The following is a 19,353-nucleotide window of genomic DNA, read 5'->3' as shown; positions in this document are numbered from 1 at the left end:
GCTCTGGTGAAGCCGGCGTTGCTTCATATTTGCGGGATGAGCATTCGACGGAACGCAACCAAGAACAGGCCGAAGGCGACAACCCACAGGGTGCTTGAAAGGCTTGTTAAAAGAGCGCCGTAGCTGGGCAACATATCGACCAGGAGGCGTGACAGGCAGCAGATCGTCATCGCTACGAACGCGCCTGTCGCCGGAACCGAAGACACGAAGGCGCGGCGGCTGTGCTTGCGGATCATGCTCGCCATAATGGCGAGGGCCATCGTGCCGATGGCACCGATCGTCCAGGCATGAATGGCGACCGCCTGCCCCAAGCATTCCGGCGCCAGAATGTGGATCGCAAGCAGTCCGAAACCTACGAAGATCCAACCATATCCAATGTGAAGTGCCAGAACTGTCGATGATGCCACGCTTCGCCAGCCGTTCCATTGGGCGGCTCGCGTCGCCTGGCTGCAGGCGGCAAGGGCGCAGGCAAGGCCGGTGAGTTGCGCCTGCGGCGCAACAACCCACAAACCAAAGGCGCACGCTGCTACAACCGCTGCTGCATACTCCAAAACGACGGAGCGATCGATGAAGATCCGACCGCCAGCGCTCTCGACATAGGCTGCCGTCAAAGCCGGAACGACCCGCCCTCCGATGATCATGACGAGGCCAATGATCGAAGCTAGGGCCAGCCGCAATGCAAATTCAACTTGGTAGGACGCTGCCGCGAGCATGTTGCCGCCACAAAAGACAAGCAGCAAAAACAGTATCTTCAGGTTGCGGCGGTCACGGCTGGCGATCACCCGTCCTGCCGCAATCAAGAGGAGCGTCAGCACCAATAGCGCCGAGAGGGCTAGCCCCGCCGAATGCGATAGAAACAGGAAAGTCCCCCGGCTGCACAGCCATAGGGCAACCAGCAAACGTGTGGTGAGCGGCGAGACCGCACGGCATCCTGTCCATCGGGGAAGCGCCGTCAGCAGAAAACCAGTCAAGATGGCTGGAACCATACCGAACAGAAGCACGTCGCGATGCCAATCGCCGGGAGAAATGCCTGTCGGACCCATGGCCTGTATTCCGAACGCCGACGGCAGCCAAGCCGCCGCACCTACAATCGCATCCAGCCCCGCGATAAGAAAAAATGGCTGAAACGGCGCCGACGTCTGCTTCTGCTTCGCATCGAAAGCGAGCACACTCCCGTCAGTAGCCATGCAACAATTCCTCTACGAGGGATGACTGACACGGCATCCTCGTGTCGCTTCACAACCCGCCAGGTTGGCGGTCGGAAAAGCTCAGTCCGAAGGCAATACTGTCGATGATCGATCTCCGTGTTTGCTCCAGCGCAAACAGGCTGCAAAATGGTCGATTATAGTCAAAGAAAGTTTCGAGACCGGGCCGGCTGACTGGGAAGGCGATGCGTCTGTTTGCGTTGCGACTGGCCGCGCAACGTCTCGCCTCGCGCTGTGCCAATGGTTCTATTGGACGCCGCCAGATTTGATTGCCTTGCGACAGGAGCGAAGAAAATATGAAGCAGAACGTTCCATTGAGTAGCGTCGACGGGGGCACCCGGCGCTTTGCCGACATGACAGTTGTCGGTCGGCTGGCAAATTTAATCAAGGACGCCCGGCTCGACTGTGAATGCCGTTCCAGGCTCGACGAGGCGCTGGTGCGATTTACGGCGCTGGAAGTCCGGCGCGCGGCACGCGAACATCTTTCCAACGCCCGCAGTCAACGCGAGCGCATAGAAGCCATTCTCTTCTTCCTGCAGGATCTCGATGAAATGGGCGCAACCGAACGGGATCGCAGCGTCTACATGGATTTCGCATTCCTGTTTGATGATATCGCGAGCACTGCAAAGGAAGGTGCATTTTCGATGCGGCAACTCAGTTTATCCCCGGTGCAAACCCCGCCATAGGTGGTCCGCCGTAAGAGCTGGTGAGGGCAGCAGCCGTCCCTGGGCCCCGGTTCCAGCGATCTACCGGAGTGCGCGGTCGCCTCCGGTACGGGTGAAACTCAGCACATTTCGCAAGGAGAAATCGCGTGAAGAAATGCATGATACCAACAGTCGCCATGGTCCTCTTCGCCGTCCCGGCGCTTGCTGCAGGAATGTATTTCCGGCACTCATGGCGGCCATGAAATGATGACCATCGGTAAGCTTGGCATGGCGGCCAAAGTAGACCGGACCATCAGGATAGGCATGATCGAGAACGCAGATGGATCGATGGCGTTCGATCCGGTTTCAGTCACCGTGAAACAGGGCGAGACGGTGCGTCTCGCCCTCAGCAATGAAGGCGAATACGACCACGAATTTGTAATGGATACGCATGAGCAGGTGATGGAGCATAAGGCCGGGATGGAGAGACTTCCTGACATGTCACACGTCGACCTCAATGCGACCCGCATCGCCCCCCAAGGAGAAGGCGAGATCATCTGGACCTTCACCAGCCCCGGCCAATTCGACTTCGCCTGCCTGATTCCGGGGCACTACGAGCTTGGAATGAAGGGGGCCCTCACCGTCACTGCCAACTGAGCCTTGAAGTGACCAGATCAGTTTGACCGACGTATGCTACCTTATTTGGTTCGACATTACCGCGCCGATTCTGGTCTTCCTATCTCGATCAGCCAATCTGGTGGCCCCGATCTAAGGCAAACCCAAATGTGCTCGCCGGCAAAGAACGCCTCGAACTGACGCCTGAGTTTATCGGGATCGAAATCGAGAACGACCACGAATGTCTGACCGGGATTGAGTCCGTCGAACATTGACAAGACGGCGGACTGCTTCCTTTCAGGAGGAAGTCTCCGCACGTCATATGTCGCGCCTTTCGACGTCTGGAAGTTCATTGCAATCCTTGCCCGGTGAGCAAATCCATCAGGACGATCACGCGACGGCGACTTTCTGTTCGCCCCAACGCGTCAGCTTGTTGCCTGGGTCCACGCCGGCCCAGCTGACCAGCCGGGCAGCCATCTCGACCACCATTTCCTCAATCGAGGCCAGCTTGACATAGAATGGCGGCACTGGCGGCGCGATGATCGCCCCCATCCGCGCCAGCCGGAGCATCGCGTCAAGGTGCCCTTCATGCAGCGGCGCCTCGCGCGGCACGATGACCAACCGGCGCTTTTCCTTCAGGACGACGTCGGCGGCCCTGGTGACAAGGTTGTCGCCCAAACCGTGCGCCATGGCCGCCAAGGTCCGCATCGAACAGGGAACGACGATCATGCCATCCGTTCTGAAAGAGCCGCTGGCAATGGGCGCAGCCAGATCCTGATAGGAATATGCGTGGTTGGCCACAGAGGTCAGTTGGGCAAGGCCGTCGGTGCCTAGTTCATGAGCGATGGTCATGCGCGCACCCTTCGAGGCGACGAGATGCGTCTCCACCCCGGCCCTGACCAACTGACGTATGGTCTCCAGCGCGAGAACTGAGCCGGATGCACCGGTGACACCGACAATCAACCGTTTGGTCATTCTTGTACCTGGGCGGTCGTTTGCGAAAAAAACTCGTTCCATCGCTGCGATACCTGCTCCTCAATGTGCGCTGACATCTTCAGCTCCTTTCCCCATTCGCGAGAGGTCTCGGATCCGATCTTGCGCGTTGCGTCGAACCCGACCTTTCCTCCAAGTCCTTCGAGCGGCGACGCGAAGTCGAGCTGGTCCATCGGAGTCCGATCCACCTGCATCAGATCGCGCGAAGGATCCATGCGGGTGGCGACCGCCCACATCACATCCGGCCATGATCGAATGTCGATGTCATCGTCGACGACAACGACCATCTTGGTCATCGAGAACTGCGGCAGGAGGGACCAGAGCCCCATCATCACGCGCCTGGCCTGTCCCGCATATTTCTTGGCGATCGAGATAACGGCAATCCTGTAAGAGCAGGCTTCCGGCGGAAGCCACACGTCGACGATTTCCGGTATTTGTTGGCGCAGGAGCGGCTTGTAGACATCGAGCAGCGCCTCGCCGAGGACCGAGGGCTCGTCGGGCGCGCGCCCGGTGAACGTGGTCAGGTAATTTGCCCCGTCACGGACGCGAACGCGCTTGAGGTTGAATACGGGGTATCGTTCTGGCGCGTTGTAATATCCGGTGTGGTCGCCGAAGGGTCCCTCCAACGCCGTTTCTGTTGGAGAGACGACACCTTCAAGCACGATTTCCGCACTGGTTGGCGCGTGAAGCATGATGCTCTTGCACGGCGCCAATCCGACTCGGCGGTTGTTGATCATCCCGGACAGCGCCAGCTCCGACACGCCTTCGGGCGCCGGCATCACCGACGCGATCAACGTGGCTGGGTCCGCCCCGATGATAACAGCCACCGGCATCTCAAGGCCCCGCGCCTGCCACATGCGATGGTGGGCGGCGCCACCTCGCATGGGCAGCCATCGTATGATGGCGCGATCACGAGCAAGCACCTGCATGCGATATACGCCCAGATTGTATGTGCTCGGATCGTCCTCGCCAGGTGGGCGAGTGATAACCACGGGCCACGTTATCAGGGGGCCGGCGTCTCCTGGCCAACAAGTCTGGACGGGAAGAAGCGAAAAATCCGGATCGGCATCCCGCCACTCTCCGGGCGGGGAGACGATCTTCGGCCGCGCGACGAGTGCGCCGCGCGCGGCGGGCAGCATCTGTCGGGCTTGACGAACGTTCTGTGGGGCCTGAGGCGACCTCATCCACGCAAGGAGTGCGCCGAGGGTCTCCAGTCCGTGAAGGTCGGTGCCAAGGCCCCAAGCGACGCGTTCCCGGGTGCCGAAGAGATTTGCGACGACAGGAAGGGGCGACCTGACGCCACGGTCGTCGATGGGCGTGGTCAGGCGCAGCACCGGGCCCTTCGAGGCAATCACCCGCCTGTGTATCTCGGTCAATTCGAGCCGTGTCGAAACAGGGACCCCAACTTCCTGTAGTTGCCCGTTCCGATCGAGGTACGAAAGGAACGAACCGAGATTTGAAAACGAAGGGAGGCAACGCTGATGCATGGCGAAATCCGGCTCGACCGGTCCGTCGGCCCTGTGAATTCTGCCATGAGCGCTGACGAAGAACTTTGCGCTAGCGCAAAGAGGGATCGATCCGTCCGCGCTATTTTCCAAAGAACGGTTCTATGCAAGCCGGTCGCCCATCGATTGTCGGAGGTGGGCGGACATCATCGGCGGCATCAGGCAAGAGAGGATTTCACATGGCTGGCAGCCTCATCGGTGACACCGTCGGAGCCCTGCAATCCGCAATTGCCCTTCTCGCGGACCATCGTCGGAGCAGAGCGACAAGAAGGGAATTTTTGGCGCTCGGGGGGGATGAATGCACAGGCATCCTGGACAACATCGGCTTGACGCGAAGCGATTTCGACGACGCCATGCGGCTGCCTTATGCGTCGGAAGACGTGCTGTCTTTGGCGATGCTTTCGATCGGCATCGATCCGGACAGGTTCGAGTCGCGGAAAATGGCTCGCAATCGCTTCATGTCACGGACCTGCATCACGTGCCCGCACCGCCGCCAGTGTCATGATCACCTAGCGGCCTTCGATTTCGAAAGCCACTATCAGGATTTCTGTCCCAATAGAGATAATTTTGCAGAACTGCTCGGCGAAGGGCACAGCACCCTTTCCGCCGCAAAATCCTCTTGATCGGCCACAACGTGCAAATGCTCCCGGGAAACACCGATGCAAGATTGCCAGCTGTCTTTCGCCTTCTTTTCCCGGTCATCGCCGGGGTGCCACTTGGGCCCCTGCTAACGCTGTCCTTGCGCTCCCTGGCTGGGCGGGAACCTCGACTGTTCGAGCGGCTGGGCGAACACCGTTCGGCTTGCTATTTCATCGACCCGATTGACCTCGCCTTCGCATTTACCGTCGTGCCGGACGGAGAGCGCTCAATCGTGCGTGTCGTGCGGAAAAGCGAGACCGCGACGTCAAGCGTCCAGATCAAGGGACCTATTCTCACACTGTTGAGCCTGCTCGACGGCACCCTCGATGGCGACGCGCTTTTCTTCAGCCGGATCATCTCGATCAGCGGCCGCACGGAGGCGGTGCTCGCGCTGAGGAACACGATCGAGGATGCCGAGCTTCGCCCGGCGGATCTGCTCGGCTTGCGCGGCGCGCTGGCTCGTCTTGTCGATACGGGAATTCTCGGCGCGCTGGGTATCGCGCGCCAATTGGCCGATCCTAACTCCAGACCCAAGGCACCAGAGGCATGACAAGCGGACGCATGGAACTTGTCTGCCCGGCCGGAACCCCCGCTACGTTGAGGGCAGCCGTCCAGGCAGGCGCGGACGCAGTCTATTGCGGTTTTCGCGACGAAACGAATGCCCGGAATTTCCCGGGACTCAACTTCTCCGGGGAAGAACTGGCCGAGGGCGTCCGCTTCGCGCATGACCACGGCAGCAAGGTTCTGGTCGCTATCAACACCTTCGCGCGGGTCAATGATGTCGACCTGTGGAAGAGGGCCGCGGACATGGCGGCCGAATGCGGCGCCAACGCGATCATCGCGGCGGACATCGCCGTCCTCGATCACGTCGCGAAAAACCATAAGCAAGTTCGTCTTCATCTCTCCGTACAGGCAGCGGCCGCGACGCCGGTAGCAATCGGATTCTATGTGAACAGTTTCGGCGTCCGTCGCGTCGTGCTGCCGCGGGTGCTTTCGGTCCAGGAGATCGCCGCGCTCAACCGTGCGATCAACGTAGAGACAGAGGCATTCGTGTTCGGCGGCCTTTGCGTGATGATCGAAGGCCGCTGCTACCTCTCTTCATACGCCACGGGAAAATCTCCAAATCTGAATGGTGTCTGCTCCCCACCCGAAATGGTTAGCTACGACGACGAACCGAACAGCACGGCGGCACGGCTTTCAGGGTTCACGATCGATCGCTATGAGCCAGGCGAGCCAGGGGGTTACCCCACACTGTGCAAGGGCAAATTCAAGGCCGGCGACAAGACCTCCTATTTGTTCGAAGATCCCGTCAGCCTGAATGCCGGCGGGATGATTGCCGGCCTGAAAGCCGCCGGCGTAACCGCCTTGAAGATCGAAGGACGCCAGCGTGGCAAAGGTTACGTGACGGAAGTGGTCCGCGCCTTCCGAAAGGCCGTTGACGCCGTCGAGCAAGGTGGCGACGCGATCGAGATCGATCGGATTCTTGCTGGCCAGTCGGAAGGTTCCCGGCAGACGGCAGGAGCGTACAGCAAGAAGTGGAGATAGCACCGTGTCTAGAATCGCGTTGACGCTTGGGCCCGTCTTCTTCCACTGGTCGCCTGACCGCCTGTTGGATTTCTACCGCAGGATAGCGGACGAGGCTCCGGTCGACCGGGTTCACGTCGGTGAAGTCGTCTGCGGAAAGCGGATGCCGTTCTCCGACCCCGCATGGCCCGAAATCATCGAGCGGCTGGAGCGTGCGGGAAAGGAAGTGGTGCTGTCCACGCTGGCAGCGCCGGCAACCGTTCGAGAGCGCAGAAGCATCGAGGATCTCTGCACCGACGAACGGCTGGTGGAGATCAACGATGTCACCGCCCTGCCGTCACGATCCGGCAAGCCCTTCGTGACCGGTCCGTTCCTGAACGTCTATAATGAGGCTTCCGCACAATTCCTGATCCAGCGCGGCGCCCGAACGATATGCCCGCCTGTGGAATTGTCGCTTGCCGCCATTGGCGACCTGGCCCGCTCATGCCCCGAGGCGGAGTTCGAAATCTTCGCCTTTGGCCGGCTGCCGCTTGCGCTTTCCGGCCGATGTTACCACGCGCGCATCCATGGTCTTCACAAGGATTCCTGCCAGTTCACCTGCGAAAAAGACCCGGATGGTCTTGCAGTCGACACGCTCGACGACCAGCCGTTCCTGGCGATCAACGGCGTGCAGACTCTCTCCAACCAGGTGCAGGCCTTCTGCCCCGCGCCGGCGGATCTCATCTCCAGAGGCGTCCGGCGCATCCGCCTGTCCCCGCACACGTCCGACATGGTCGAGGTGGCGAAGACCTATAGAGCGCTTGCCGACGGGAGTGAGTATCCCAAGGATGCCCTATTTATCCTTTCGTGCCTCGATCTGCCCGGCACGCTGGTCGATGGATATTTCCATGCCAAGCCGGGATGGCAAGCAACCGCTTCGATCTGAAGTCGGACATCGAACGAAAGACATGACCCAGATTGCAATCGTCACGGTGTCGGACCGCGCAAGCCGCGGCGACTACGAAGATCTTGGCGGTCCAGCCGTCGAGCGCTGGCTTCGCCGTGTCTTGGCAGCACCTTGCGATTTCATCCGTCGCATTGTCCCCGACGGGCTGGAGAGCGTCCGGGATGTCCTTATCGAGCTTTGCGACCAGCACGGCGTCGATCTGGTCCTTACAACGGGAGGAACAGGCCCCTCTCCGAGGGATCTCACCCCCGAAGCCATGCAGCAGGTCATTACCAAGGAACTTCCCGGTTTTGGCGAGCTCATGCGACAGGCCAGCTTGCGGCAGGTCCGCACGGCAATCCTTTCACGTCAGACCGCCGGAGTGCGCGGCCGTTCGCTGATCATAAATCTGCCAGGTAAGCCAGCCTCGATCGATGTGTGCCTGAACGCGGTCTTTCCTGCCGTACCGTACTGTCTCGAGCTGATCGGCGCCGGTCCGATCATTGTAGATCCTGCAATGTTTGAATAACGACTTGCAAAGGAGGCGCGTATGCTGACCAGTCGTCGTACCGTCACCGTTCAAATGATCGCGCGTATCGATGTTCATTACCGAATGTGCAGATCAATGTGTATCTGCTTTCAAGAAATGACCTAGTGACGATCACCAAAATAACTACGGACTCGCGACAAAACTTCCTCATCGCTGGACGCATCGACCGCTACCACGCCGACGACACGATCGTCCGTTTTCTGACGACATATTCGCGTGAGCAAGCCGAGACAATTCGATCTATTTCCTATGATCATCCATTTTTTCGTAGTTCCGATAACGCGAAGAATGTCCTCGAAAAAATCACAATCACTGCGTTGTTCTCTCTGGCCATCGTGGCCAAGCATTGGATGCTTGTCATAAATAAACTTTGGCTCTTCAGCGCCTGACAGCGTCGCAATGTCCTCGAACAGAAACACCTTCGCCGTTCGGAAGCCCAGCCACACAACGGCGTGGTCGATTGGCATTGCACCTGCCCTTCGTCCTAACCCGCGCGACGCATCAGCGCTGGCTAGGTACTTTGATGTTGGCGGCATCGACAGCGAAGAAGTATGGAAGGGTTGAGCCGCAGCGAAAGCACGGAGGCGCTCTGAGCTTCGGAGTCAAAGCAGCGTTACCGTGGCGTAGATGTACTTGCATCACGATTGTCCTAAGCTCACAGCTGCGAGCACACGTTCGGGGGTCACTGGCAAATGAGTAAGTTCGGTGCCCAGTGCATCGTTGACAGCGTTGACTACCGCCGCAGCAACCGGAATTGTCGCGATCTCACCCACGGCCTTGGCGCCGAACGGACCGGTCGGCTCACCCTCTTCGATCAGCAGGACACGCATCGGCGGCATCACGGAGGCATTGGCCAAGGTGTAGCGGCTGAAGCTGTCGCCACGCATCCGGCCAGTGAGCGGGTCGATCGCAACATCCTCGTAAAGGGCATATCCGACACCGATCTGGATTCCTCCATGGATTTGTCCCTCTACGAGCATTGGGTTGATCGCGCGGCCGACGTCGTGAACCGCGAGATAGTCCGTCACGCGCACTCGTCCGGTGAGCGTGTCGACTTCTACTTCCGCAAAATGCGCCGCATATGAGCCCGGATTGGCTTGGGCACGATAGGTTTCAGTTGCCGCGGGCAAGTCCGCCCCGCGCGCGAAAAGGCGACCGGCAAGCTCAGCGAGCGTAAGACCTGAACCGTCCGGATGGCATGCCGCGCCCGCCGCAAGTCGCAAGTCGCCTGCTTCGGCATTCAATTCCAGCCCTGCTGCCGTCCGGATGGCCGCCGCAAGAACGGTTCCTGCCCGTCTGATAGCTTCGCCGCAGATATACGTCATGCGACTTGCCCGCGTGCCAAGGTCATAGGGGCAGGTATCGGTATCGGCGGGTACGATGACGATGTCGCAAGCCCGCAGGCCCAGCGTCTCGCCGGCGATCTGTGCAAGTGTCGTGTCGGCGCCGCAACCGAGATCATGCAGAGCGCAGACGAGCTCGGCTCGCCCGCTGGACAGAAGCCGCAACGTAGCAGTAGTCTCCTCATGAAAGCCCGGATAACAGCCGTTTATGTGAGTGGCAGCGGCGACGCCCACTCCGCGGCGCCATCTTCCGGCGCCGGTGCCAATCTGCCAGCGTGCGCTCCAGTCGAATGCAGCAGCTCCGCGCATCAGGCAGTCCCGCCCGCGGGCGTTTCCGACGTCAAGTCCCTGCAGGGGTTCGATCGCGCCAGGGCCAACGAGATTTCTCAGCCGCAGGGTTACTGGATCCATTCTCAGCCGCCTCGCGGCAATATCCAGCGTAATCTCGGCTACCGTATGTATTTGCGGCGAGCCGTAACCGCGAAACGCACCCGAAGGAGTTGTATTCGTATAGACAGCACGTCCACGGTAGCGCTCGGCCGGGACGTCATATAGCCGGACGAGCCGTTGGAGCATCGAACTCGGCAGGTAGTTGCCTCCAGTGCAGTAGGCACCAACATCCACCAGCGTTTCTGTGTCACGCGCAAGGATTCGACCGTCCGAGCTGAGCCCGATCCGCATCCGGCCTGTCACGCTTGACCGCGTGCGGGTTGCCGTAAAGGTCTCATGGCGGTTGTAGCGGATCATGACCGGTCGCCGAAGAGTCAGCGCAATGAAGGCGCACAAGGGATCCAGTATCGGCTCAGCCTTGCCGCCGAAGGAGCCGCCGATGGGGATCTTCATCACCCTTATCTTCTCTTGCGGCAAGTTCAGTGCCTGCGCGACGACTGCCTGCACGGCAAAGACGCTCTGGCATGGCGAAAGAACCAGGATACGACCGTCAGGTTCGGGTCTGGCGATGCAGGCATGAGTCTCTATGGCACAGTGGTGGCTGCGCGGAGTTGTGATGCGCGCTTCAACGATCAGATCGGCCGCGGCAAATCCAGCCTCCGGATTGCCGTGTATGAAGACCTCATCGGCGACAGGGTTCCTGAAAGTGGGGATGTCGTCCTCTCGCAAGGCGTGCCCGGCATGTGTCAGTGCGGCTTCTGGAGCAAATATAGGAGGGAGATCAACGTACTCCACCGCGATCAGACGTGCCGCATGGCGAGCTATCTCCTCCGTGTCCGCCACCACCGCCGCAACCCGGTCGCCTATATGGCGCGCCACGGGCGCGAACATACGCTCGTCCTTCAACGCGTCCTGCCCCGCAAACCAGATCGAACTATTGTAATAGTGCGCCGGTGTATTTTCGTGCCAGAAAACAGCTCGTACCCCTTCGACCGCCAGCGCAGCGTGAGCGTTCACATAGGCGACCCGGGCGTGAGCACGCGGACTGAAAACCAGTCCGCAGTGCAGCAACCCATCGAGGTTCATATCCGCCGTGAAGCGCAGCGCACCGGTAACCTTTTCCACACCGTCGATGAGCGGTACCCGGCAGGAGATCTGATTCATTCGACGGCTTCCTCGAAAAGCCGATCACGCGGGCTCAATCCCAGCGCCTGCGCAATCAGATCAAGTCCCAGTCCAGCGATCGCCCGACGCTTGTAAAGCTGCGAATTTCGGCCAGGAATTGCGGCGTCGACTTCAGCAGCCAGCGTAGACAGGAAGTCCCGCAACACAGCGGCCTCCAGTTTGCGGCCAGAGAGTGCTGCCTCTGCGAAGGATAAGATCAGCGGAGCGTGACTGAGCGCACCGGCCGCTATCCGCACAGCGCCAAAACAACCATCCTGGAAATCGGCCAGCAATGCGAGATTGAGACGCGAAATGGCCAAATCCTCTCGAGGCCCGAGCTTGACGAAGGCGCTCCGCCGCAGAAGGCCAGCCCCTGGCAGTATCACGTCCGTGATCAGACCGTGGGCTGGCGTATAATCGCCCAGAACGATTTCGCTCTGCATACCGTCCCGGCCAATCAGCCTCAGCAGCGCTCCTGCAACAGTCAGCACAGGCATGAGATCGGCAGCGGGAGCTGCATTGGCGATGTTGCCTCCGATGGTAGCACGGTTGCGGATCTGGACAGAGCCGCATTGTGCCGCCGCGTTGCAAAGGGCGGGTAATCTGGCTCTGAGCCCAGCATGCGAGGCGACTGTCGCGACAGTGGTCGCAGCCCCGATATAAATGTCCGGGCCATCCGTGGAAATGAAGGCCATATCCGCGACACGTGTAATATCAATCAACAATCCGGCTTCCGGCAGCGCGCGACCGACAATCAACATGTCCGTTCCTCCGGCGAGGAAACGCACTGGATTCATCGAGGAAACGATCGCTGCCCGCAGTTCGGCAACGTCGGCAGGAACGGCTATGGCGAGCGGCATCATCGCCCCATTCCTCGCCGCACGGCAGATTCGGAAAAGACGGCCTGCACTATAGTCTCGAACCCCGTGCAGCGGCAGATATTGCCTGCCAACCCATGGCGGATCTCTCCTTCATCAGGGCAAGGATTGGCGCGCAACAGGCCTTCGGCAGCGAGAACCATGCCGGGCGTGCAATAGCCGCACTGCACAGCCCCCACGTCCAGAAACGCTTGTTGCAGCCCAGTGATATCAGCCTTGCCGAGTCCTTCGATCGTGAGGATCTCGTGTCCTTGGGCCTGGAAAGCGAGCATCAAACAGGAATTGACCGGCTTCTGGTCCAGAAGCACCGTGCAGGCGCCACATTCGCCCTCACAGCAGCCTTCCTTGAGACCCGTCAGGCCAAGAACATCACGCAGAAATCCGCTCAACCGCAGCAGGGGCAAAATCTCAGTCTCGATGGCTGAACCGTTTACCGTTAGCGACACCTTCATGCGTAAACCTCCCGATCATCATTATCCCAATGGCCGGCAGCCCCGGATCCAAGCCGACTGATGCATGTAAAATTCAGAAGAAGACTCTTTCGCAGCGGGTCTTCGGTGAAGGTATGGGACGAGCGGCGAAGGCTCTCACATTGGCCCAATGCGGTTTCGCCGCTATCCGCCGCAATTACATCCGGAAGCCTCGTCCTTGCGGTTTCGACACGCCGGACGTCCGGCCCCTGCTCCAAATATTTCCACGAGAACGAGCTAGGCATGCCGATTTGGATTCCAGCCACTCGAAGGTAACACCGGAAGATGGCGGCGGTAATCAATCCCGGTAGCAGAAGCTAGTGTCCCGATCGGCGGGCCTGTTTGTCGAAACGCAAACAATTACGAGAATGTTTTGCGAGACGGATGCTTTGCCAAACCCGCTAACGCGAGCGCAACCGCGGGCGAACGAGCATGCCTCCGAAAACCATCACATAGCCCAGGAAAGCGGCTGCCCATGCGGCGCCAGAGAGATAGACAAGCACCTCGTGACCCGACGCAAAGGCCGCGGCGATCCGCAGAGCCGCCGCGAGCAAGATCGCCACGTAGACCGAGCACGTTCCGGAAGTCGCCTGTAACTCGCGCCCCGTGTGCCCCAAAGTGGAGCGGGTCATGACTGCGATGGTCATGCACGCAACCGCACCCACCCCGAAAGCGTGTGCGCCCGCGGCTGTCGGGACCATCTCCGGAGTGATGGCAGCCAGACCGCACAGCAGAAGGCCGGCTGGCACGAAAATGAAGGAGAGATGCAATATCAATACCAGAGGGTCGCGCAAGGTGCGGTCTCCGGCCCAACGGAGGAGCCGTATCGCATTGAGCACTGCGGCCACAATCAGCAACAGGCCGGTCCCCGTCTCCATGGGAAATAGAGTCCAAACCGCGAGCGCTATCGCCGAAACTATGATCGTCACCGTATCGAACCGGCCGAACGGGGCCGGCAGGCGTCCCGGATTCTCGCGGACCAGCCAGTTGCGGGTGAAGCTCGGGATGATACGGCCGCCTATGATCATGATTAGGACGATCGCGGCACCGATCGCGAGCCGGCGGCTTATGTCCGAAATGCTGTTGAAATGCGCTTCGATATGAAACGCCACGTTCGAAGCAAAGAGGACTGTTACCGGCGCCAGTACCTTCAGGTTCCGCCAGTTCCGGCCGGCGACGATCTCGATGCCAGCGGCCGTAATGACGGCAAGCAGGAATGTGCAATCCAGCGCTGCGGCGGCCTGCCAGCCGATCAGCGCGGAGAAGAACACCGCAATCCGTCCGGCAAGCCAGGCAACGACGAGCGCCAGCAGAGGGACCCCTTGCACGGGCAGCCTTCCGGTCCAGTTTGGAATCGCCGTCAGCAGGAAACCGGTCACGATGGCCGCGAGGTAGCCGAACAGCATTTCGTGAATGTGCCAGTCCACGGGCGCGAAGGTGCTCAAGGTCGCCAGCCGGCCGTAGAACAGCGGTAGCCAGAACAGAACCGCGCCGCCCGCGTAGAATGAGCCGAGCAGGAAGAATGGCCTGAAACCGTAGGAAAGTATCGCCGGATATCTTCCCTGCTGTGTGCGTGGGATTGCCATGCTGGCACCTCCAAGGTCATGCGAAGGGCGACTTTCGAAATCGGCCCGCTCCTTCAATGCTGAGTGCTGTTGCGATATCTTTTAGCTTCGGCATCATTCGCAAACTTTGCCGCAGCGCAAACAATCCGGGGATCGAGAAAACCGAAGCGCGGTCGGCTTCCTGCCGACTGCCCTCCTGACATTGTTGCAGCTGGAATGATCGATCTCGCCCCCTTCGGCTTCGGTTCGGCCCAATGTCGGAGAGCTGCTCCGCGGCAAGGCCGGGAGGAGGCTTATCGTGTGTGTGCATGCATGGTGGGAAATGATCATGCGTGGAGTCGATGCCATTACTCCGGCAGCAATTCCTTGTAGGCGCGCCTAGCCTTCAGAAAATAATCTACGGGAAAGCCAATCGGGACGCCTTCAAGCGCCGCAGCCAGCATCTCAAGATGGGCATCAAAGCCAGCACATGCCTTGGCGATATCTTCTCCCGCGGGTAGCCGCAGGGTCATCACGAGCTGCGTTCCGTCCGCGGTCGCGCTCAGCTCCCAACGCAGCGGTCGCTTGGGTTCATCGCCACTGCTCCATGAGTACTCAAGCAGCCGTGGCGGATCCAATTGAAGCACGGTACTCTTGATCGTCCGCCCGCTTTCTGCGAAGTCAATATGAACCACGCCGCCGGCCCGCAGCTCGATAGAGCCGGGCGCGAGCCACTGCGCAAGCGCCTGGGGCGCGGTAAGCATATGCCAAATTGCATTTCTATCATGTCCGATAAGCCGATCGAGCCGTGCTTCAAAACCGTCGCCAACGCGCCTGACTTGGCCTACCTGAACGCCACTTTCACCCATTGAACTCCCCTGTTGCTGATTTCCGGTGTGGCTGGCATAGATCGCCCGGAGGCGTTGGCACCGCTGGATGCCGCTCGCGACGATCACCTCTACCGCTCGTCCAAGCGCACCTGTCCGCTCAACCGGTGCAGGAGCGCGTTGAATTTCCGCCATTGGGCGGGGTGGGCTTGGCGCAGCACGGCACAGGCCTTGCCGGCCGCGCGGCAGGCGGCATCGGCTTGTCCGGCCTTCGCCAGGATCTCGAGACTGGCGACCAGAAGGTCCGCCAGCCCAGCCACGTGATTGTCGTCGCCGCTGGGATGCGCAAAGTCGCGCTCGGTTGTGCTGGTCCGGCCGGCGCCCATGTCACCACTCCCCGCTGTCTGCAATGCCAAGGTGCTGTTTGGCGGTCGCGCTCATCTTCTGTGGCGACCAGGGCGGTTCATAGGTCAGGGTGACGTCGACGAATTCGACGCCGGGAACGCTCCAGGCGGCGTCGCGTGCCCCCTCCTTCAGGTAGTTGGTGGCGGGACAGCCGCGCGTCGTGGTGGTCATCACGATGTTGACGACGCCGCCGTCGTTGACCAGGACAGCGTAGATCAGCCCCAAGTCGACGATGTTGTAGCCGAGTTCCGGGTCGATCACGAGGCGAAGCGCCTCCTTGACCTTCTCGTCGTCCAGTTGCGATTCCGTTGCGATCATCATACCTCGGCCTCCGTACGTGCCGTTCGCGTTGCGAGCGGCACGTGACGTCTTAGTGCCCTTCTCAGGCGGCCTTCAAAAGTCGACCGATCTCGACGCGCCAGACCGCCGGCCCCCTTTCGAGATAGGTCCAGGAGAACTGCTTCGGATGCTCCGCCTCGAGCTGGTAGTAGAGGGGCTTGGGGTCATGGTCGTTGATCAGGACGAACTTTCCGCCTGGCACAAGCTGATCGACAAGCTCGAAGATTTTCTGGTGCCTCTGCATCGGCACCAGGGTGCGGACATCTATTTCGTTGATCTCTGCGTCTGTCGTGTGCGCCATTGGATTGTTTCCTTCGATAGCGATGATGAGCGGCGTATCCGGCCCGTCGCCGGCCGCCGCCGTAGGAACGCAATTTGCGTTGCGTCTCCGGTCGTGGATATTCGACGCTAAAAGATACATTGTCAATATATGTTTTAGCGTCCGCCGCGCCAATAACATTGAAATTGGCAGGCCTTGCAAAACATACATCCTCATAGCATCTTTATGCCGTTGGATCGCTAGGGTGGCGTCTGCGGTTCGCCAAGAGGGCTTTGAATGCGACTGACGGACTTCTCCGACTATTCCCTGCGCTTGCTCATGTACGCGGCGGCCAAGGGTGACCGGCTAATCACTATCGAGGAAACTGCTCAGGTTTACGGGATTTCGCGTGCGCATCTTATGAAGGTGGCCAACCAACTGACTCGCGCCGGCTTCCTGAAGGCGGTGCGCGGCCGATCCGGAGGACTAGCGCTCGCCAGGAAACCGGAGCGGATCAGACTTGGCGATGTGCTGCGGGCAACGGAGCCCGATTTCGCGCTGGTCGAGTGCTTCAGAAGCGACAACAACTGCCTGATCACTCCGCATTGCCGCCTGCGCGGCATGCTGAAGGAGGCGCTCGCCGCCTTCTCGGGAACGCTCGACCGTTACACCTTGGCCGACCTTCTGCTCAGTCCCGAGGATTTCGGCATCCAACCGGCGGCATAGCGGTCGTCGGCAAAGACGCTTCACCTCGTCGCATCCGGCCCACTTGCCGATCCGTTTTTACAAAGATACATTGTAGATGTATCTTTTAGGAGCGCAACCTTGGTGACCGACTCGTCCTTTTCCCTCCGGGCACTGCATGTCCTGCGCGGCCTGTTGCAAGTCCGCGCACTGCCAACGGCGGCCCTGTCACGCCAGGAGCGGCTTAGCCTGATCTTCTCTGCCATCGAGCGATGTGGAGCCGATTGCCCGGCGTGCGTCATCTGGGCGCTGGAGCAGGACAGGTATCAGGCCGCGTCGGATTTTCGGAGTTAACCAAAAGGAGACTCTCATGCTGAGCAATCCCCACGATTTCATCCGGCCCGCGGATGAAGCCGAGCGTGCTTATCTCGAATCCCTGGTTCAAGTGGACTACGATCGAAATCATCCCGGTAAGACCTTCGACGACATGAAGCGTCGTTGCTCGTTTTCCAGGGAAGACCAGGGCCTGTACCGTGACTGGCTCGCCGCCGCCGCGATGCGGGCCGAGGGTGCCCGTGCGTCGGAGCCGACATCGATCGCCGCCTGAGGCCTCGGCTACTGGGCGATATGGGAACCGCGCGAACGGCAACAGCCCGAAACTGGGCGCGCAGCCGCGCCGCGCATCGAAGAAGCGGACAACATGGCCTACGTCGTCACCGACAACTGCATCAAATGCAAATACATGGATTGCGTGGAAGTGTGCCCGGTAGACTGCTTCTACGAGGGCGAGAACATGCTCGTCATACACCCCGACGAGTGCATCGATTGCGGCGTCTGCGTCCCCGAATGTCCGGCGGAGGCGATCTTCCCCGACACGGACCCTTCCGCCGCTCCGGCCTGGCTTGCGCTCAATCATCAATATGCGTCGTCGTGGCCCAACGTAACGCGCAAGAAAATCCCGCCTGGCGACGCAGACGCCTGGAACGGGGTGCCCGGAAAGTTCGACGCCCATTTCAGCGGCAAGCCCGGTGAGGGCGAGTGATCTGGCGCCCTTTCCCTAACCATGCCCGGCTGCGATGCGGACAAAATGGACCTCCGCCGTCCAATCGGGCAACGGTAGCCGGAACGGCCCGCCGCGCCGATTTCAGTGCTCGCGGCGAACAGACGCCGCCAATCTCGTCATAGCAGGCACAACCGCCTCGCGGCATCGCCTCCCCGTCCTCGAGCGCTTTGTCGAGGGGAGAAACCGTACCTTCCAGAACGATCTCGGTGCTTGTCGGCACATTCAGCATGATCTCCCTGCACGGTGCCATCCTCACGCGCCGGTCACTGATCATGCCCGACCACGCAAGTTCCGATACGCCTTTTGGCGCCGGCATCACCGAGGCGAGCAGCGTCGCCGGGTCGGCTCCGATCACCGCCGCCACGGGCATCTCCAGTCCCCTCGCCTGCGAGATCTTATGATGCGCCGCGCCGTCGCGCATCGGCAGCCAGCGTACGATGTGACGACGGCCGGCTAGGTGATGAGCGGCCCGGCGTCGCCCGGCCAGCAGGTCTGGACGGGCAGGAGCGAGAAGTCCGGCTCGGCTTCGCTCCACTCCTTAGGCGCCGCAACGATCTTCGGCCTCGTCTGAAACGCCCTGTGGGCGGCCGGCAGCATCATCCGGACCTGCTGCAGGTTTTGCGGCGGTTGCGGCTAACGCATCCACGCCAGAAGTTCGCAGAGCGCGAAGTCCCGCCATATCGGTGCCCAAGCCCCACGCGACGCGCCGGGCCGTGCCAAAAGGATGGCGACCACAGGCAGGCCCGACAAGGCGCCGCGCTGGTCCAGCGCCTGCGTCAGTCGCAGACCCGGACCGCCGGCAGCGATCACCCGCCGATGAATCTCGGTAATCTCAAGCCGCATTGAGACCGATGCCGACATAGTGTTCAGGTCCCCTTTGCTCTCCAGATAGGACACGTACGAACCACGAGTTGGAAACAGGGGAAGGCTGCGATCATGCATAGAAGGGGTCCAGCGCCAGCTCACCCGCCGGCGTCTTTCCGATGCCATGGCCGGTCGATCAAGACGTTGACATTGCGACAAGAGAGCGTCGGAAAGCGGCGGCTTCAAAGCCGCGCACGGTCGATATGGGCGACAGTTAGCTCACTCGTGCGTCCGGCTGCACTCCTTGAGAAATCCGGCATTCGGACAGAATTCGAGGACGGCGCAAGGATCGTCCTGTTCCAGCCGCTGGCTGCACTGGCGCTGCAACAGGCAAGCGAGGCAGATGTCGCGCGCATTCGCGATCGCCGTCCCACCCGATTTGCGGGCTGCAAGGGCAGGATCGATTTCCAGCCGCTCCAGGACGAGATTCATCTGGGCGAACTGTCGCCAGACCTTTGCGGTCTGCGGCCAGTGTTCATCAGACCGCACGATGGCCTCCATGCGCCGGATCGAACTTAGTAGG

General features: G+C 60.5%; 26 protein-coding genes. 10 read left to right on the top strand and 16 right to left on the bottom strand.

Annotated elements, in window-relative coordinates:
- Window positions 1–23: 23 nt before the first annotated feature.
- Window positions 24–1,187 carry an NnrS family protein gene (locus FJ546_RS28965; RefSeq protein ID WP_140892546.1) on the bottom strand — a complete coding sequence of 388 codons (1,164 nt, stop codon included), beginning with the start codon at window positions 1,185–1,187 and terminating at the stop codon, window positions 24–26.
- Between the two features lie 314 nt (window positions 1,188–1,501).
- Between FJ546_RS28965 and FJ546_RS28960 the strand changes: the two genes are divergently transcribed.
- On the top strand, window positions 1,502–1,891 hold the full coding sequence (locus FJ546_RS28960; protein ID WP_140892544.1) for a hypothetical protein: 390 nt from the start codon (window positions 1,502–1,504) through the stop codon (window positions 1,889–1,891).
- A gap of 222 nt (window positions 1,892–2,113) precedes the next feature.
- On the top strand, window positions 2,114–2,506 hold the full coding sequence (locus tag FJ546_RS28955; RefSeq protein ID WP_348642006.1) for a plastocyanin/azurin family copper-binding protein: 393 nt from the start codon (window positions 2,114–2,116) through the stop codon (window positions 2,504–2,506).
- A 56-nt stretch (window positions 2,507–2,562) separates the two neighbouring features.
- On the opposite strand, the gene FJ546_RS28950 is transcribed toward FJ546_RS28955, so the two are convergent.
- From FJ546_RS28950 to FJ546_RS28940, 3 genes are read right to left on the bottom strand one after another with little or no spacing between them, the layout of a single operon-like run.
- Window positions 2,563–2,817 (bottom strand): DUF2249 domain-containing protein, encoded by a 255-nt coding sequence (locus tag FJ546_RS28950; protein ID WP_140892543.1) that lies wholly within the window; start codon window positions 2,815–2,817, stop codon window positions 2,563–2,565.
- A gap of 37 nt (window positions 2,818–2,854) precedes the next feature.
- On the bottom strand, window positions 2,855–3,439 hold the full coding sequence (locus FJ546_RS28945; RefSeq protein ID WP_140892541.1) for a UbiX family flavin prenyltransferase: 585 nt from the start codon (window positions 3,437–3,439) through the stop codon (window positions 2,855–2,857).
- The gene (locus FJ546_RS28940; RefSeq protein WP_140892539.1) at window positions 3,436–4,944 is read right to left on the bottom strand and encodes a UbiD family decarboxylase; all 1,509 of its coding nucleotides are present in this window, start codon (window positions 4,942–4,944) and stop codon (window positions 3,436–3,438) included. Before FJ546_RS28940 ends, FJ546_RS28945 begins: the two co-directional genes overlap by 4 nt.
- 197 nt (window positions 4,945–5,141) lie before the next feature.
- Between FJ546_RS28940 and FJ546_RS28935 the strand changes: the two genes are divergently transcribed.
- The 5 genes from FJ546_RS28935 to mog are packed head-to-tail and all read left to right on the top strand — an operon-like array spanning window position 5,142 to window position 8,579.
- Window positions 5,142–5,585 (top strand): hypothetical protein, encoded by a 444-nt coding sequence (locus FJ546_RS28935; protein WP_140892537.1) that lies wholly within the window; start codon window positions 5,142–5,144, stop codon window positions 5,583–5,585.
- The gene (locus tag FJ546_RS28930) at window positions 5,582–6,151 is read left to right on the top strand and encodes an SCP2 sterol-binding domain-containing protein (protein WP_246687008.1); all 570 of its coding nucleotides are present in this window, start codon (window positions 5,582–5,584) and stop codon (window positions 6,149–6,151) included. Before FJ546_RS28935 ends, FJ546_RS28930 begins: the two co-directional genes overlap by 4 nt.
- Window positions 6,148–7,146, top strand: a complete 999-nt coding sequence (locus FJ546_RS28925; RefSeq protein ID WP_181168132.1) for a peptidase U32 family protein — start codon at window positions 6,148–6,150, stop codon at window positions 7,144–7,146. Before FJ546_RS28930 ends, FJ546_RS28925 begins: the two co-directional genes overlap by 4 nt.
- Before the next feature lie 4 nt (window positions 7,147–7,150).
- On the top strand, window positions 7,151–8,050 hold the full coding sequence (locus FJ546_RS28920) for a U32 family peptidase (protein ID WP_140892533.1): 900 nt from the start codon (window positions 7,151–7,153) through the stop codon (window positions 8,048–8,050).
- Window positions 8,051–8,072: 22 nt separating this feature from the next.
- Window positions 8,073–8,579 (top strand): molybdopterin adenylyltransferase, encoded by a 507-nt coding sequence (mog, locus tag FJ546_RS28915; protein ID WP_140892532.1) that lies wholly within the window; start codon window positions 8,073–8,075, stop codon window positions 8,577–8,579.
- Window positions 8,580–8,701: 122 nt separating this feature from the next.
- Here mog and FJ546_RS28910 read toward each other — a convergent pair whose 3' ends face one another.
- From FJ546_RS28910 to FJ546_RS28870, 9 genes are all read right to left on the bottom strand, one after another.
- Window positions 8,702–9,067, bottom strand: coding sequence for a hypothetical protein (locus FJ546_RS28910; RefSeq protein ID WP_140892530.1), 366 nt, complete (start codon window positions 9,065–9,067; stop codon window positions 8,702–8,704).
- A gap of 171 nt (window positions 9,068–9,238) precedes the next feature.
- A complete protein-coding gene (locus tag FJ546_RS28905; protein ID WP_140892529.1) occupies window positions 9,239–11,497 on the bottom strand; it encodes a molybdopterin cofactor-binding domain-containing protein in 2,259 nt (752 codons plus the stop codon).
- Window positions 11,494–12,360, bottom strand: a complete 867-nt coding sequence (locus FJ546_RS28900) for an FAD binding domain-containing protein (protein WP_140892527.1) — start codon at window positions 12,358–12,360, stop codon at window positions 11,494–11,496. The genes FJ546_RS28905 and FJ546_RS28900 overlap by 4 nt, the downstream gene beginning before the upstream one ends.
- Window positions 12,357–12,827: a (2Fe-2S)-binding protein gene (locus FJ546_RS28895; RefSeq protein WP_140892526.1), complete on the bottom strand. Its 471-nt coding sequence runs from the start codon at window positions 12,825–12,827 to the stop codon at window positions 12,357–12,359. Before FJ546_RS28895 ends, FJ546_RS28900 begins: the two co-directional genes overlap by 4 nt.
- 419 nt (window positions 12,828–13,246) lie before the next feature.
- Entirely contained in the window at window positions 13,247–14,431 is a 1,185-nt protein-coding gene (locus FJ546_RS28890; RefSeq protein ID WP_140892524.1) for an NnrS family protein, read from the bottom strand.
- 326 nt (window positions 14,432–14,757) lie between these two features.
- Window positions 14,758–15,258: an SRPBCC family protein gene (locus FJ546_RS28885; protein WP_140892523.1), complete on the bottom strand. Its 501-nt coding sequence runs from the start codon at window positions 15,256–15,258 to the stop codon at window positions 14,758–14,760.
- An 89-nt stretch (window positions 15,259–15,347) separates the two neighbouring features.
- Window positions 15,348–15,602, bottom strand: a complete 255-nt coding sequence (locus FJ546_RS28880; protein ID WP_140892521.1) for a hypothetical protein — start codon at window positions 15,600–15,602, stop codon at window positions 15,348–15,350.
- 1 nt (window position 15,603) lies between these two features.
- The gene (locus FJ546_RS28875; protein ID WP_140892520.1) at window positions 15,604–15,942 is read right to left on the bottom strand and encodes a metal-sulfur cluster assembly factor; all 339 of its coding nucleotides are present in this window, start codon (window positions 15,940–15,942) and stop codon (window positions 15,604–15,606) included.
- A gap of 61 nt (window positions 15,943–16,003) precedes the next feature.
- Window positions 16,004–16,261: a DUF2249 domain-containing protein gene (locus tag FJ546_RS28870; protein ID WP_140892518.1), complete on the bottom strand. Its 258-nt coding sequence runs from the start codon at window positions 16,259–16,261 to the stop codon at window positions 16,004–16,006.
- A 255-nt stretch (window positions 16,262–16,516) separates the two neighbouring features.
- Between FJ546_RS28870 and FJ546_RS28865 the strand changes: the two genes are divergently transcribed.
- The 3 genes from FJ546_RS28865 (at window position 16,517) to fdxA (ending at window position 17,945) form a co-directional block, all read left to right on the top strand.
- On the top strand, window positions 16,517–16,945 hold the full coding sequence (locus tag FJ546_RS28865; RefSeq protein WP_140892517.1) for an Rrf2 family transcriptional regulator: 429 nt from the start codon (window positions 16,517–16,519) through the stop codon (window positions 16,943–16,945).
- A 328-nt stretch (window positions 16,946–17,273) separates the two neighbouring features.
- Window positions 17,274–17,510, top strand: a complete 237-nt coding sequence (locus FJ546_RS28860; RefSeq protein ID WP_140892515.1) for a hypothetical protein — start codon at window positions 17,274–17,276, stop codon at window positions 17,508–17,510.
- 93 nt (window positions 17,511–17,603) lie between these two features.
- The gene (fdxA, locus tag FJ546_RS28855) at window positions 17,604–17,945 is read left to right on the top strand and encodes a ferredoxin FdxA (protein ID WP_140892514.1); all 342 of its coding nucleotides are present in this window, start codon (window positions 17,604–17,606) and stop codon (window positions 17,943–17,945) included.
- On the opposite strand, the gene FJ546_RS31960 is transcribed toward fdxA, so the two are convergent.
- From FJ546_RS31960 to FJ546_RS28835, 3 genes are all read right to left on the bottom strand, one after another.
- Window positions 17,917–18,387 carry a UbiD family decarboxylase domain-containing protein gene (locus FJ546_RS31960; protein WP_140892512.1) on the bottom strand — a complete coding sequence of 157 codons (471 nt, stop codon included), beginning with the start codon at window positions 18,385–18,387 and terminating at the stop codon, window positions 17,917–17,919. The two genes, fdxA and FJ546_RS31960, sit on opposite strands and share 29 nt — an antisense overlap.
- 212 nt (window positions 18,388–18,599) lie before the next feature.
- Window positions 18,600–18,827: a hypothetical protein gene (locus FJ546_RS32025; protein ID WP_181168131.1), complete on the bottom strand. Its 228-nt coding sequence runs from the start codon at window positions 18,825–18,827 to the stop codon at window positions 18,600–18,602.
- A gap of 222 nt (window positions 18,828–19,049) precedes the next feature.
- On the bottom strand, window positions 19,050–19,331 hold the full coding sequence (locus FJ546_RS28835; protein WP_140892508.1) for a hypothetical protein: 282 nt from the start codon (window positions 19,329–19,331) through the stop codon (window positions 19,050–19,052).
- Window positions 19,332–19,353: the final 22 nt, after the last annotated feature.

This window comes from Mesorhizobium sp. B2-4-19, from assembly GCF_006441315.1.
GTDB lineage: Bacteria > Pseudomonadota > Alphaproteobacteria > Rhizobiales > Rhizobiaceae > Mesorhizobium.
This window is presented reverse-complemented; position numbering and strand designations above follow the sequence as displayed.

Excerpts from the sequence above, each read along its gene's own strand:
- FJ546_RS28900 (WP_140892527.1), bottom strand. The coding sequence starts at position 12,360 with ATGATGCCGCTCGCCATAGCCGTTCCTGCCGACGTTGCCGAACTGCGG.
- FJ546_RS28875 (WP_140892520.1), bottom strand. The coding sequence starts at position 15,942 with ATGATGATCGCAACGGAATCGCAACTGGACGACGAGAAGGTCAAGGAG.
- FJ546_RS28950 (WP_140892543.1), bottom strand. The coding sequence starts at position 2,817 with ATGAACTTCCAGACGTCGAAAGGCGCGACATATGACGTGCGGAGACTT.
- FJ546_RS28935 (WP_140892537.1), top strand. The coding sequence starts at position 5,142 with ATGGCTGGCAGCCTCATCGGTGACACCGTCGGAGCCCTGCAATCCGCA.
- FJ546_RS28940 (WP_140892539.1), bottom strand. The coding sequence starts at position 4,944 with ATGCATCAGCGTTGCCTCCCTTCGTTTTCAAATCTCGGTTCGTTCCTT.
- FJ546_RS28885 (WP_140892523.1), bottom strand. The coding sequence starts at position 15,258 with ATGGGTGAAAGTGGCGTTCAGGTAGGCCAAGTCAGGCGCGTTGGCGAC.
- FJ546_RS28960 (WP_140892544.1), top strand. The coding sequence starts at position 1,502 with ATGAAGCAGAACGTTCCATTGAGTAGCGTCGACGGGGGCACCCGGCGC.
- fdxA (WP_140892514.1), top strand. The coding sequence starts at position 17,604 with ATGGCCTACGTCGTCACCGACAACTGCATCAAATGCAAATACATGGAT.
- FJ546_RS28860 (WP_140892515.1), top strand. The coding sequence starts at position 17,274 with ATGCTGAGCAATCCCCACGATTTCATCCGGCCCGCGGATGAAGCCGAG.
- FJ546_RS28870 (WP_140892518.1), bottom strand. The coding sequence starts at position 16,261 with ATGGCGCACACGACAGACGCAGAGATCAACGAAATAGATGTCCGCACC.
- FJ546_RS28925 (WP_181168132.1), top strand. The coding sequence starts at position 6,148 with ATGACAAGCGGACGCATGGAACTTGTCTGCCCGGCCGGAACCCCCGCT.
- FJ546_RS31960 (WP_140892512.1), bottom strand. The coding sequence starts at position 18,387 with ATGCGCGACGGCGCGGCGCATCATAAGATCTCGCAGGCGAGGGGACTG.
- FJ546_RS32025 (WP_181168131.1), bottom strand. The coding sequence starts at position 18,827 with ATGTCGGCATCGGTCTCAATGCGGCTTGAGATTACCGAGATTCATCGG.
- FJ546_RS28895 (WP_140892526.1), bottom strand. The coding sequence starts at position 12,827 with ATGAAGGTGTCGCTAACGGTAAACGGTTCAGCCATCGAGACTGAGATT.
- FJ546_RS28835 (WP_140892508.1), bottom strand. The coding sequence starts at position 19,331 with ATGGAGGCCATCGTGCGGTCTGATGAACACTGGCCGCAGACCGCAAAG.
- FJ546_RS28890 (WP_140892524.1), bottom strand. The coding sequence starts at position 14,431 with ATGGCAATCCCACGCACACAGCAGGGAAGATATCCGGCGATACTTTCC.
- FJ546_RS28945 (WP_140892541.1), bottom strand. The coding sequence starts at position 3,439 with ATGACCAAACGGTTGATTGTCGGTGTCACCGGTGCATCCGGCTCAGTT.
- FJ546_RS28865 (WP_140892517.1), top strand. The coding sequence starts at position 16,517 with ATGCGACTGACGGACTTCTCCGACTATTCCCTGCGCTTGCTCATGTAC.
- FJ546_RS28910 (WP_140892530.1), bottom strand. The coding sequence starts at position 9,067 with ATGCCAATCGACCACGCCGTTGTGTGGCTGGGCTTCCGAACGGCGAAG.
- mog (WP_140892532.1), top strand. The coding sequence starts at position 8,073 with ATGACCCAGATTGCAATCGTCACGGTGTCGGACCGCGCAAGCCGCGGC.
- FJ546_RS28955 (WP_348642006.1), top strand. The coding sequence starts at position 2,114 with ATGATGACCATCGGTAAGCTTGGCATGGCGGCCAAAGTAGACCGGACC.
- FJ546_RS28905 (WP_140892529.1), bottom strand. The coding sequence starts at position 11,497 with ATGAATCAGATCTCCTGCCGGGTACCGCTCATCGACGGTGTGGAAAAG.
- FJ546_RS28880 (WP_140892521.1), bottom strand. The coding sequence starts at position 15,602 with ATGGGCGCCGGCCGGACCAGCACAACCGAGCGCGACTTTGCGCATCCC.
- FJ546_RS28965 (WP_140892546.1), bottom strand. The coding sequence starts at position 1,187 with ATGGCTACTGACGGGAGTGTGCTCGCTTTCGATGCGAAGCAGAAGCAG.